The sequence below is a fragment of the Bacillus sp. F9_6S_D1_P_5 genome (assembly GCF_054823925.1).
In genome coordinates, this window is sequence record NZ_JBTREW010000008.1 from 173,297 (window position 1) to 186,520 (window position 13,224).

The 13,224-nt window shown below is 34.5% G+C and carries 13 protein-coding genes and 1 pseudogene; 4 read left to right on the forward strand and 10 right to left on the reverse strand.

Annotation, left to right across the window (positions count from 1 at the left end; genetic code table 11):
* Window positions 1-66: 66 nt before the first annotated feature.
* From ACUXEY_RS12300 to ACUXEY_RS12315, 4 genes are all read right to left on the reverse strand, one after another.
* On the reverse strand, window positions 67-1,917 hold the full coding sequence (locus tag ACUXEY_RS12300; protein ID WP_461300812.1) for a sigma-54-dependent Fis family transcriptional regulator: 1,851 nt from the start codon (window positions 1,915-1,917) through the stop codon (window positions 67-69).
* A gap of 314 nt (window positions 1,918-2,231) precedes the next feature.
* Window positions 2,232-2,570 (reverse strand): NIPSNAP family protein, encoded by a 339-nt coding sequence (locus ACUXEY_RS12305; protein ID WP_166703804.1) that lies wholly within the window; start codon window positions 2,568-2,570, stop codon window positions 2,232-2,234.
* Window positions 2,533-3,126 (reverse strand): GNAT family N-acetyltransferase, encoded by a 594-nt coding sequence (locus ACUXEY_RS12310; RefSeq protein WP_166703803.1) that lies wholly within the window; start codon window positions 3,124-3,126, stop codon window positions 2,533-2,535. The genes ACUXEY_RS12305 and ACUXEY_RS12310 overlap by 38 nt, the downstream gene beginning before the upstream one ends.
* Window positions 3,127-3,138: 12 nt before the next feature.
* The gene (locus tag ACUXEY_RS12315) at window positions 3,139-3,909 is read right to left on the reverse strand and encodes a DeoR/GlpR family DNA-binding transcription regulator (protein ID WP_461300813.1); all 771 of its coding nucleotides are present in this window, start codon (window positions 3,907-3,909) and stop codon (window positions 3,139-3,141) included.
* Between the two features lie 298 nt (window positions 3,910-4,207).
* Between ACUXEY_RS12315 and ACUXEY_RS12320 the strand changes: the two are divergent.
* Window positions 4,208-4,648 (forward strand): annotated as a pseudogene (locus tag ACUXEY_RS12320) (hypothetical protein).
* 49 nt (window positions 4,649-4,697) lie between these two features.
* On the opposite strand, the gene ACUXEY_RS12325 reads toward ACUXEY_RS12320, so the two are convergent.
* On the reverse strand, window positions 4,698-5,354 hold the full coding sequence (locus ACUXEY_RS12325) for a DUF4085 family protein (protein ID WP_461300814.1): 657 nt from the start codon (window positions 5,352-5,354) through the stop codon (window positions 4,698-4,700).
* A 221-nt stretch (window positions 5,355-5,575) separates the two neighbouring features.
* Between ACUXEY_RS12325 and ACUXEY_RS12330 the strand changes: the two genes are divergently transcribed.
* Window positions 5,576-6,172 (forward strand): hypothetical protein, encoded by a 597-nt coding sequence (locus ACUXEY_RS12330; protein WP_098094683.1) that lies wholly within the window; start codon window positions 5,576-5,578, stop codon window positions 6,170-6,172.
* An 82-nt stretch (window positions 6,173-6,254) separates the two neighbouring features.
* Here ACUXEY_RS12330 and lpdA read toward each other — a convergent pair whose 3' ends face one another.
* From lpdA to ACUXEY_RS12355, 5 genes are all read right to left on the reverse strand, one after another.
* Window positions 6,255-7,634, reverse strand: a complete 1,380-nt coding sequence (gene lpdA, locus ACUXEY_RS12335) for a dihydrolipoyl dehydrogenase (RefSeq protein WP_461300815.1) — start codon at window positions 7,632-7,634, stop codon at window positions 6,255-6,257.
* A 15-nt stretch (window positions 7,635-7,649) separates the two neighbouring features.
* Window positions 7,650-8,849, reverse strand: a complete 1,200-nt coding sequence (locus ACUXEY_RS12340) for a dihydrolipoamide acetyltransferase family protein (RefSeq protein ID WP_098094680.1) — start codon at window positions 8,847-8,849, stop codon at window positions 7,650-7,652.
* A 27-nt stretch (window positions 8,850-8,876) separates the two neighbouring features.
* Entirely contained in the window at window positions 8,877-9,911 is a 1,035-nt protein-coding gene (gene acoB / locus ACUXEY_RS12345; protein ID WP_071734446.1) for an acetoin:2,6-dichlorophenolindophenol oxidoreductase subunit beta, read from the reverse strand.
* Between the two features lie 17 nt (window positions 9,912-9,928).
* Complete coding sequence (gene acoA / locus ACUXEY_RS12350) at window positions 9,929-10,927, reverse strand: acetoin:2,6-dichlorophenolindophenol oxidoreductase subunit alpha (protein WP_166703796.1); 999 nt, start codon at window positions 10,925-10,927, stop codon at window positions 9,929-9,931.
* Window positions 10,928-11,096: 169 nt separating this feature from the next.
* Entirely contained in the window at window positions 11,097-11,576 is a 480-nt protein-coding gene (locus tag ACUXEY_RS12355; protein ID WP_166703795.1) for a DinB family protein, read from the reverse strand.
* 188 nt (window positions 11,577-11,764) lie between these two features.
* On the opposite strand from ACUXEY_RS12355, the gene ACUXEY_RS12360 reads away from it, so the two are divergent.
* Window positions 11,765-12,610: an SDR family oxidoreductase gene (locus ACUXEY_RS12360; RefSeq protein ID WP_461300816.1), complete on the forward strand. Its 846-nt coding sequence runs from the start codon at window positions 11,765-11,767 to the stop codon at window positions 12,608-12,610.
* A gap of 40 nt (window positions 12,611-12,650) precedes the next feature.
* Window positions 12,651-13,169 carry a GrpB family protein gene (locus tag ACUXEY_RS12365; protein WP_461300817.1) on the forward strand — a complete coding sequence of 173 codons (519 nt, stop codon included), beginning with the start codon at window positions 12,651-12,653 and terminating at the stop codon, window positions 13,167-13,169.
* The last annotated feature ends 55 nt before the right edge of the window (window positions 13,170-13,224 follow it).

Consider the following 13,224-nt stretch of genomic DNA (forward strand, 5'->3'; position numbering starts at 1 on the left):
CCCGGTAAGCGCACATTCCGACAGAACATGAGCTCACAAAGAAAAAGTAGATTACAAAAATCTACTTTATAGCTTATATTTCTGCATCCGTTTATAAAATGTACTTCGAGGTACATCTAACAGTTTTGCAGCTAACGAAACATTTCCGTTCGTCTTTTCTAGCGCTTCAATCATGCTATCACGCTGTATTCTTTCACGGAAAGTTAATGTATGATCTGCTTTATTCTCAATTTGCAATTCAAGTTGATGTTGATTTCCCATCATTGTTTGTAATAAAAAAGAAATTTGTTTTTCGCATATTTCCCGTCCTTGTGACAAAATGTATATGCGTTCTAATACATTTAATAACTCTCGAATATTTCCGGGCCATGTATGTTGTGAAAATTGATTACAAATACTCGTCGGAAATACAACATTCCAATTCTTTCGTTCACAAAAATGTTGTATGAAGTACGGAATATCCTCTTTTCTTTCTAATAACGATGGAACATATAACGGATAAACATGTAAACGATAATATAAATCTTGACGGAATTTCCCTTCTTCTACTAATCGCAATAAATCTTTATGTGTCGCAGTAATAATACGAATATTTACCGGTACCTCTTTTAAACTGCCAATTGGCGTTACTGTTCGTTCTTGTAAAACACGCAATAATGCGACTTGCATCTCTGGTGGCACTTCACCAATTTCATCTAAAAATATTGTACCACCGTCTGCTTGTTCAAATTTCCCTTTATATCCTTGGCGCCGTGCGCCTGTAAACGCACCTTCAGCATAACCGAACAATTCACTTTCCATTAATTCTTTCGGCAATGAACCGCAGTTAACAGCTATAAAAGGACCATTTTTTCTTGGACTATTTTCATGAATCGCTCTCGCAACATATTCTTTCCCTACACCTGTTTCACCACAAACATATACACTAGCGTCAGTTGGAGATACAAGCTTAATTTCTTCTAAAGTATGTTGAAATGTATTGCTTGTCCCAATAACTCCAGGGAAAGTAATTCCGTTTATTAATGGGGCAGTTGAAAATAAATTTCCTTGTTTATTTTCCTTTACATAAATACATTTCCCAATCATTCTATCATTACTATATATTGGTACTTCTAATTTAGATTTCAATCCATATTGCATTAAATCTTCAAGTTTCATTCGTGACCAATTAGAAACACGTTCTCGAACCTTCTTGCTTGCAGAAACGATAACATCACGATGATTACAAATGACAACTTGTTCATCACTGTCAATTACATCTAAAAAACGATGGATTAAATGTAATTCATTTTGATGCACTCGAATACTACATTCACGTTCAATCGCATGTGCAATTGAAGTTACCATCCCGAGCATGTACGGATGTGAAAATTCAATTGGACAGGAGAAATCTAGAACTCCAATTAATTTCCCATCATCATTATGAATGGGAGCAGCCGCACAGCTCCAGCTATGAGATGCGACAGAATAATGCTCTGTACCACTTATCATAATAGCCTCTTCAATCTGTAACGCGGTTCCTATCGCATTTGTACCAACAGCTGCTTCCGTCCATCTCACCCCTTCAATGAAGTTAATATGTTTTGCTCGTTTTAACGTTTGTTGATTTCCGCTTAACGATAGAACGTAACCGTCTGGATCAATTAATAATGCCATCATTTGCAGCTCATCAATGGTTTTCCTCATATTTTGTAATTGAGGTATAGCTATATCGAGGAAGATTTCACTCTTTTTCTTTTGATCTTGAAAAACATTAGAAGACAAAATTTTCTGACCTTTATTCATATGAGGATTCACATTTGCTTGTTTACATCGATGCCATGACTCTGAAATTCTCTCGTTCATACGGTTTGAATCAAGAATCCCTTCATCAACAAACTTTTTCCATGTATGTAAGTAAAACGGTGAAGCTAACATTGTATCATCTCCCTATTCATTATTTTGGAGATTAATAAAAACATACTTTTATTATAAAACTGAGTAAAAGCGTTTTCAATAAAAGTAGAAAGACGACACAAATATGTTAATAATTTGAATATCTTAATGCGCTTCTTTATTCTTTTTTAGTAGAACTATATTTTGTATAATGGACGCAAAGAAAATACATAACCAAAACCACTTTTGTGGAGTATCATTTATAAAGAAAACTATGACCGCTATTGCAAATAAAATGGTAGATGCTAAACTAAAATATAATTTTGTTTTAATTCTCATTATTTCTCACTCCTCTATCACTTTACTGTACATACTAACTCTTCATTTTTTAACTCTAATATGTACTTCTGTAAAACATATTCTCTTCCGCCATGTTTTTCATACCAATTATGTATTCTTTTCACATGCATCTTGTCGCTTCTAATTTTCGATTCAATTTCTTTATACTGTTCATAACTATCATATTCCCATATGGCGAATATTTCAGTTGTACCATCATTATTATCTTTCATCCAGCGGCCAATTAGCCTGGAACCATACTTTAATTGATTGGGTAAATTCGTATTAGTAAAATGCTCATTAAATATTTCTATAAATTCATTCTTTACTATATAATACTTTCTTCTGTAAAACATTCCACTGCACCTCTTTTATGAATCTTCCCATTATAACCGTATTATAATACTTCCCATCCGACAGTCTTTTATCATGTTTCAAAATACCTTCTACTTCAAAACCAAATTTTTTATAAAGCTGAATAGCTTTTTCATTTGTCTCTAACACTTGTAATGATATCTTTTTCACTTCATTTTCATCAGCCCACTGAATAGATTGTTGCAAGAGACTCTTACCGATTCTATATCCCCAAAACTCTCTTAAAATACAAACACCAAATTCTACTTTATGATTTAATCTCTTCAAATTTGATCCTTCACATCTTGAAAATCCCACGATTCGATTGTCCACTTCTGCAACTAAAAAGAGATTTTTCGTCTCTTCACTATCTGTTTTTATTATTTTTTGAAAACCTATCTTATCTATAAATCCCTCCCCAGCTTCTCTATCCATATTTTCAGTTTCACCATCAATCTGAACTCTAATTTTTGATAACTGCTCCGCATCTGTTTCAACCGCAGAACGAATTGTATAAATTAATCCATTAATATGAAATTCTTGTCCTTTTATAATCATTTTAAACTCCTTTTAAATGGGGTCAATTGACGCTATTACAATTTCTTTACCTTGTTCCTCAAATTGTTGAATCTTTTCTTTACTAGCCTCTTCATCTGTTATAATAAGGTCAATTTCTATTAGTGACTCTCCTTTTATAAAGCAGTCTATTCCGAGTTTATTATGAGGAGCTAAACAAATATTTCTTCTAGCAATTTTACATACTGTTTTTCCAAAATAAGCAACTTCTGGCGTTGCAGTACTTATACCGTTCAATGAAATGCCGCCACCTGTAGAGAAATACAGATCAATAGATAATCTATTGATCATTTCAGAGGCAAGTGTATCTGTCATATTTCCTGATGGTTTCACCTTTCCACCAATTAAATACGTTTCTACATTCTTATACTCCCTTAACTTACTAGCAATTTCTAAAGCATTCGTAATCACTGTAAATGATGTTTCAGGTAAATGCTTTAACATCGTATTATGAATAGATGCTCCGCCAATATAAACGGAATCTCCTTCTTGTATGTAGGATGCAGCAACTTTCGCAATCGCTTCTTCACCTAGTGAACTATCACGATAACGTTTCGATGGTTCAGCAGTTAAATTCCTTACTCTAGTAAGTTCGATTGCACCTCCATGTGTTCTTTTTAACAAGCCATCCTTCTCCATAATAGATAAATCTCTTCTTATTGAATCAATGGACATATCGAAACTTTCCGCAAGATCTTTAGCAATTACCCTTCCTTTTTTCTTAAGTAACCCTAAAATTTTCTCTCTACGCTCTTCAGCAAACATGTACCCACCACCATTATTGAAGATTCTGAAATTTAATCTTTGTCTTAATTATATGCATGTCTCTTCCGTTTTACAATATTTCCAATTCTTATTCACTCTGTTTTATTCAGCTTTTCCCACTTTCTATTCCATTAACTTGACAACGAAATAAATGTATATTTGTATATTCCGCAAACATACTTCCATTTACCTTCCTGTTCATGTAAAGTTATTCCTATCTTTACTTTTTAACACAGAAAGGAATTATTATGAAATCTATATTAAAATAACTTGTACAGCATTATTATTTATAGGACTAATGGCAGGATGTAATGGGAATACTGCACCGAAACAAGAAAAGAGCGCTCTTGAAAAGAATGCAATGCACTATGGGGAAATATTTAAAAATGAATACTATAGAGCAACTGTTGAAAATGCTAAATTTGAAAAAATAGACAAAGAGTGACGTCTCACAGCTCGCGTTACTATAAATAACGCTCGTGTTGACGGACAAACGATAGATCTTTCAGAAATAAAATATTTCATAAAAGATGAAAAAACGGGTGAAAAATACGAAGGTGAATTTATACAAAATGAAAATGCTAAAAAGGTTCCATCTGAGTTTTCTTTAATTACCGATATTGTATTTAATATGAAATCTTCTCCAAAAGATTTAAATAATATGTATTTATACATAGATAGCAAAGCTGCGCCGTTAACAGATACATATTGGAAACTTGATAATTTAGCACCTAAATAAAAAACAGTCATATAAGACTGTTTTTTTGTTTGTAAAGTTATAAAGTTTACTAGTTACCTATCTTAAGCAATACGTCTTTTGCACAAATCGTCACTTCTTCAAATGGGCAATCAAATAAAACACCCAGTTCGAATCCTTCATTAGTAAGATCTATTTCATGAATTAACCACCAAGCACCTTCAAAATTTTCCGGAATTGAACATTTCGTTACGCCTGTAAAAGTTACTTGCAGTTTATCAAATTCACTGAAAGTACCATTGCAATCTAAAGTAATAATTAGCGTATCTTTTGATCTTCTCTCTACTGATTTGACTACACTGTCATGTAGTGAGTATTCATGTAGTTGAACGACATTATGCGCAAGATTTTCTTTTATACTATTATAATTATCTATACAAGCTTGTTCTAAATTATTCATTCTTTTCTCATAATCTACTGTCCACTCAAGCATAAGTTTCTTTAATTGTTTCGATGGGTATTCTGAATTAATTGTATTGTCATGAATATATGGATGTAATGACTTAGGTAGAAACTTTAACAGATCTTCTTTCTTTTCTTCCACGTCTTCTCTTAAACTTTGCTTATAATCCAGTCCTATCTTTTCGCTCTCTCGCAAAATCTCTTCCCATTCTTCCAATGTTTCTGGGAAAATTAAAAAACCAGATACTTGCATTTCTTTATACCAATCTTTATTGAAATACTTCAATGGCTTTCCTCCTAAAACATTTTAACATCCAACAAAAGCGATATATCTATTTATTATATCATTCCAATAACTATTTTTTCTAAAGAAAAAATGCAAAACTGTAAATATTCCGCCTTTTATTTCTAAAACTTCAGAATATTTACAATTATTTATAATTAGAATACATTTTAATAGTACAAAGATTCACTTGTACAAAAATCTAAACAAAAAGGGATGGTTATATGTTGAAGAAATTAGTAGCAGGTACACTAGTAGCGGGATTTGCATTCACTGGAGGACTAGGAGTAGCAAGTGCTGAAGAAAAAAGTAATGTAATTAAATCATTTGATTATTTAAAAGTTGATGAACAGAATGTTACTTCTTTTGCAAAATTAAGTGATCAGGAGAAAAAAAACATCCAAATTACTATGGTATTACCTGAGCAAAATGAAAATGGAGATTGGTTAGCTTACGGTTTTACTAGTAGAGAAACATTGGATGCTTATGTTGAAAAGGATAAAAAAGCACTTAAAAATAAAATTAATCCTTTAGGTAGCGGCGCTGGTAGTACAGATTTTTATGAACATATAAATAAAGGTGGACAATACATTTACTGGAGCAGTGGCTTTAAAAACTTACCATCTAGCTGGAACGATAGAATTTCTTCTGTAAGTACTGCGTCACCTTCTGCAAGTTATTCAACGACACTTTGGGAGCATACTTCTACACAAGGTTATGGAAAAGGTGTTGTATTTAAACATTCTGATTGGTATGGTAAAACTGCTAATTTAGCTCCTGAATGGAACGATAAAACTTCAGCTATCGACGTTAAAAAGTAATAAGGTATATAATTTCTCCTATAAAAATTCAAACCACTATTCTCGCATTCAATTAGAGAATAGTGGTTTATTATATTTCCATTTAAGCATGTACAGCATGTCCTACAGCTTGCAATAACGCTTCATGAATCGCTTCAGATAAAGTGGGATGCGCTGCAATATAATCTCTCATAATATCGGCAGTAACTTCCGTATGAATCATTACGGTTCCTTGTCCAATCAGTTCGGTCGCACGAGGACCGATAATTGAAATCCCTATAATTTCTTGATATTTAGGTTCCACAATAACTTTTACTTTACCCGTTTGTTCTCCAATAATAAGTGCTTTTCCGTTCGCTGTAAAAGGAAATCCTCCAATTTGTATGTCACCGTACTGCTCTCTTGCATCTTTTTCTGTTAAACCAACACTAGCGATTTCTGGAGCTGTATACATACAGCGAGGTACAGCATGATAATTTACTTTCACATCTTCTCCGCACGCGTGTAATGCTGCTGTCGTCCCTTCATGGAAAGCAACGTGAGCAAGCTGGATTCCACCAATCACATCACCTGCTGCGTAAATATGCGATACATTTGTTTGCATATGTTCATTCACAGAAATTCCTTTATTTGAAAATTGAACACCTGCTTTTTCTAAATCTAATTTTTGTACACGTGGTTTTCGGCCGACAGAAACGAGAACATATTCCGGGTTAGCTTGTTGGATACTTCCTTCATATTCAAATGAAGCTTGCTTCTTATAATTGTTTAATCCTTTTAAAGCAGCTCCTGTAAATATTTCTACGCCATCACTTTCTAGTTTCTCTTTTAATATTTGTGCGATATCTTTATCTTCACCAGGTAATAATTGCGGTGCCATTTCAACAATCGTAACTTTTGTTCCAAGGCGACTATAAATACTCGCAAATTCGCACCCTATTACACCACCGCCAACAATTAATAATGATTTCGGTATATTTTCTAGGGACATTGCATGGCTACTATTTAAGATCCACTTCTCATCAAACGGAGCAAAAGGTAATTCAGTCGGTTCTGAACCTGCCGCTATAATAAACTGATCTCCATCTACTACATCTTCTTTATTACCGTTTGTAACTCGCACACGGTGATCCGTTTTAAATTTTGCTTTACCTTGTATAACTTTTATTTTATTTTTCTTCATTAAATATTGAATTCCTTGGACGAGCTGCGTTACGATCTGTGATTTCCTCGCCTGCATTTGCTTCCAATCAATTGATATACTTCCATTGTTAAGTGTAATTCCATAATGATTCGCTTTTCTCACAACATCATGCACTTCTGCACTTTCTAACAATGATTTTGTAGGCATACAACCGACATTTAAACAAGTCCCGCCAAGATTTGCTTCATCAATTAGAAAGACATCTTTCCCATTTTGAGCCGCGGTAATTGCTGCTACGTACCCTGCAGGTCCGCCTCCAATAACGACTAATTTACTCATTCTCTCACCTTCTCTTTATAAAAGAATTGTTACAGGTTCTTCTAAATAGCGTTTAATTGTGCGTAAAAATGCAGCTGCTGGTGCACCATCTAATACACGATGATCGAATGTTAAACTTAAAGGTAACATACTTCCTTTTCTAAATTTTTTTCCTTTATATACCGGAACATGTTCAATTGTACCTACACCTAAAATACCAGTTTCGGGTGTATTTAATACTGGCGTGAAATATTCAATACCGAAGCTACCTAAATTACTAATTGTAAATGTTGTCCCTTGCATATCATCACTACTTAAACTACCTGCTCGTGCCTTTTGTGCCACATTCTTAATTTCTTTAGATAACTCTACTAAAGATAGATTATTAGCAAAACGAATAGCCGGAACGACTAATCCTTTTTCTAACGCGACTGCCATACCTAAATGAACATGTTCAAATTGATGAATGGCATCATCTATATACGCGCTGTTCATTTCTTTATGCTCCCCAAGCGCTAATACAACAGCGCGAGAAACGAGATCCGTAATAGTTAGTTTGTTATCGTATCGTTTTTGTGCAACTTCTGCTATTTCTTTATGTAAAGCAACTAAATCTGTCACATCTACTTTCATCGTTAACGTTAATTGCGCACTATTTTGTAAGCTTGCATGCATACGATTCGCAATTGCTTTTCGCATACCAGTCACAGGAATGACTTTACTTCCTTCTTGTTCTAGTACTTCTGGAATTGTTACTCTTTCTTCAAGCGCCCTTAATACGTCTACCTTTGTAATTCTTCCGCCAGGGCCTGTACCAACTAATGCTTTGATATCCAGATTTTCAGACTTTGCAATTTTCTTCGCTACAGGTGAAATTTTGATTCTTTGCTTCGTCACATCTATCGCATATGGTTCTGGATGTTGGACCTTTTTAGGCTCTAGATTCGGTGTTTTTTCTTCTACCACTTGTGTACTTTCATTTACTTCTACTTTTTCGTTCGGCTTACCGATATAGCAAATTACAGTACCCGGCGGCACTCCCTCATCTTCACTTACAGCTATATCAAGAACAGTTCCATCAGCTGGTGCTTCTATTTCCGTTTCAATTTTTTCCGAGTTAATACTAGCAATCAGTTCGCCTTTTGCTACATTATCACCTGCTTTAATATTCCAGCTCGTAATAATACCTTCTTTCATCGCCATACCTAACTTTGGCATTACAACTTCTACAGCCATAGTTCTCTCTCCCTTCTCATCGTTTCCTTACACATGTAATACAGATTGGTCTCCAATCATTTCTGATACAGTTTCAATTACTTTCTCCGGCGTTGGTAAATATAACTTTTCAAGTGGTGGCGAGAACGGAACTGGTGTATGTGGTGCTGTAATGCGTTTAATAGGTGCATCTAACAAATCGAACCCTTTATCCGCTACAATTGCCGCAATATCTGTTGCGATACTACATCTTGGATTTGCTTCGTCAATAACAATTAGGCGATTCGTTTTTTCAACAGATGCTAAAATGGTATCTTCATCCAGCGGTGATAAGGAACGTGGATCGATCACTTCTACTTCAAGACCCTTTTTCGATAATTGCTTTGCAGCTGCAAGTGCTGTATGAACTTGTTTCCCAATTGCAACGATTGTTACATCAGAACCTTCACGTTTAATATCTGCTTTTCCTAAAGGAATTGTATAGTACCCTTCTGGTACTTCGCCTTTCATATTGTAAAGTGTTTTATCTTCAAAGAAGATTACTGGGTCGTCATCTTCAATTGCCGCTAATAATAAGCCTTTTGCATCATATGGAGTGGAAGGAACGACAACTTTTATACCTGGAATGCTCGTAAACAACGCATATAAACTCTGTGAATGTTGTGCTGCTGCGCTAAAACCAGCACCATGCATCGTACGTACTGTAACTGGCACTTTCGCTTTACCACCAAACATATAGCGGAACTTTGCACCTTGGTTTAATACTTGATCCAGACAGCTTCCGATAAAATCATTAAACATTAATTCAGCAATCGGACGTAATCCTGTTGCCGCAGCTGCCATTGCCGCTCCCATATAACCCGCTTCAGAAATTGGTGTATCTAAAATACGATTTCGGCCAAATTCTTGTACAAGTCCTTTCGTAACACCGAGTACACCGCCCCATGCTTCATCATCTTGCAAGTGATCCACTTGTGCACCACCCGCAACATCTTCTCCTATTAAAATTACGTTTTCATCACGACGCATTGAGATTTTCATCGCTTCATTAATTGCAGTTGACATACTTACTGTTCTAGTCATTATTTTTCACCCTCCTCTTATTTGTAAGAAACGTATACATCTTTTAATAATTCTTCATCCTCTGGATATGGACTGTTTTCACTAAATTCAATTGATTTTTGCACCGCTTCATCTACTGCATTCTCCATATCGACAAGTTCAGATTCAGTTAATAAAGCTTCATGAATTAAATGCTTACGGAAATTCACAATCGCATCTTTTTCATTTAAATGTTCTTCTTTTTCTTCTGCAGTTTTATATGTTTGCGCTTCACCTTCGAAATGACCGTAATTACGATATGTCATACATTCAATTATTGTTGGACCACCGCCATTACGCGCACGTTCTACTGCTTCTTGCGCCGCTTTATACACTGCAAGTAAGTCTTTTCCATCCACTTGAACACCTGGAATATTGTAAGCTTTCGCGCGATCTGCAATGGAATCACAACTTGAAGCATATTCAAATGTCGTTGCTTCACCGTAACCGTTATTTTCTGCGATAAAAATAACTGGTAACTTCCAAATCGCCGCTAAATTAACCCCTTCATGAAATGTTCCTTCATTATTTGCTCCGTCACCGAAGAAACAAACACTTACATCTTTCGTTCCTTTATATTTAGCTGTTAATGCTGAGCCGCAAGCAAGTGGGAAACCACCACCTACAATACCATTTGCACCAAGCATTCCTTTATTTAAATCGGCAATATGCATGGAACCGCCTTTACCTTTACATAACCCAGTCACTTTTCCAAAAAGTTCAGCCATCATACCGTTTAAATCACAACCTTTTGCGATACAATGTCCATGTCCTCTATGCGTACTTGTAATACTGTCACGATCCGTTAAGTGGGCACATACACCAACTGCTACCGCTTCTTCACCTGCGTATAAATGAACGAAACCTGGCAGAACGCCTTGCGCGAATAATTCATGTACCTTATCTTCAAACTTACGAATCTCTAACATTTTTTCATACATCCAACGAGCTTGTTCTTTCGTAATTTCATTCCCTTTACTTTCAGTTGTTTTTAACATGTCCAGCCCTCCTATTTTCTTGTTCATCTTTTATATTGCAAATACTGTGCCAAACTCTAATCCTTAATTTCATAGGTTTTCTCTATTCTTTCAAAATAAAAAAGTGGACAAAATGAGACACTTGTCTCGTTTTGTCCACTTTTGTTCACCTAATTTGAGAATTATGATCTTATTCATTATCAAAACTCTTCTGTAACTTCCGGATGTAAATAATTTGGCCAATATGATAAGCGTTATGGGTTGTTACATTTGCTAGCACTTCCCACCACTTTGCAGAAACAGGAAATCCAACTACATCACTTTCAACCTTTTCTTCATTTATAAGCTTTTGCCATTGTAAAAGTTTCTCTAGTAGTTTTTCTCTTAACTCATCGAAAGATTGATTATCTGAAAGCATAAAACTTTTGTTGTTATCACCAATAGCAGGCACGGCATTCACATTCGATTCTTTGTACCTAGTTTGCCACGTTGAGTTCCAATACAATAAATGTTGTACAATTTCAGCTATACTATTACTCTCTTCATTCGGTTTCCAGAAAGCTTCTCTCTCAGGTAGATCTTTCACTGCATTTGAAAATGGAATATACCAACTAGGATCGTTTGCATTCGCCAACAATTGATCTGCTAATACATCTTTCACATGGGCCATTTTTATTCCCTCATTTCATTAACGTATTCATACTCACTTCTCTATATACGATAAGTCCATATAATTCCCTCTTTTAAAAAACCCGTAAAATATAGATTTAACATGAATAGCTTTCAAAGAAAATGTAAGAATAATAGATTTTCTTATCATAACTCGTTATGATAAAAGAAAAAGAAAGCTGGCAGAAAATGAATAAAAAAATCGTAATTATTACAGGAGCCTCAAGTGGATTCGGACTATTAACTACACTCGAACTCGCAAAAAAAGATTATTTAGTTATCGCAACAATGAGAAACCTTGAAAAACAAGGAAACTTAATATCTCAAGCTACTCAACTCAACTTGCTGCAAAACATAACAGTTCAACAATTAGATGTAACCGATCAAAACTCTATACATAACTTTCAATTATATATAAAAGAAATAAATAGAATCGACCTACTTATTAATAACGCAGGATATGCAAATGGGGGCTTTGTAGAAGAAATTCCAGTAGAGGAATACCGTAAACAATTTGAAACGAACCTTTTTGGAGCTATTTCAATTACACAGCTTGTTTTACCTTATATGAGAGAACAAAAAAGTGGAAAAATTATTAATATAAGCAGCATTAGTGGTCAAGTTGGATTCCCTGGTCTATCCCCTTACGTTTCTTCAAAATATGCATTAGAAGGCTGGAGTGAATCCCTTCGTTTAGAAGGAAAACCGTTCGGAATAGATGTCGCTTTAATTGAACCTGGTTCTTATAACACGAATATTTGGGAAGTTGGTAAACAACTAGCTACAAACCAATCTGATACATCTTCTCCTTACAAAGAATATATGGGTAAAATACAAAAACATATTAATAGCGGCAGTGATACGTTTGGGAATCCGATAGATGTGGCTAATAAAATCGTAGAAATTGCTGAATCTAAGCGTACGAATTTACGATATCCGATTGGAAAAGGTGTAAAATTTATGATCTTTGCGAAGAAGATACTTCCTTGGAGATTGTGGGAATATCTTGTATTGAGAACCTTTAAGAAAATGTAATAGACCTTTTGAAATCCATTTTGAAAGAGGTGCGAATTAAATGTTAGGTTTACCATATGGAAAAGTATTTTTAGTTCCATGGACTGAACAGTGGCAAATTGAGTTTATGAAAGAGAAACAATTCATTGAGAAACAAATTGGCAAACATATTTTAGCGATACACCACATTGGTAGTACCTCTATTCCACATTTAAGTGCAAAGCCAATTATTGATATTGCAATCGAATTAGAAGATTATATGGACGGTTTAACATGTATTAAAAAGTTAGAACTACTAAATTATAAATACAGAAAAAATGTACTACCTGAGCGATACTATTTTAATAAAGGAGAGCCAAGAACTCATCAAATTCATATGTATGAACGAGGGAATACATATTTAATAGAACAAATACAATTCAGAGATTACTTAATAAACAACAAAGCTTCTCGTATACAGTATGAACAGTTAAAGATTCAACTTTCAAAAGCTAATCCTAATGATAAACATCAATATGCAGAGGATAAAACGAATTTCATTACATCCATATTAGCCAAAATAAATGATGAATTTAAATAAGAAACCATTTAGTAGTAAATGGTTTCTTATTTATTAGTTAACTCTTTATTTGTAC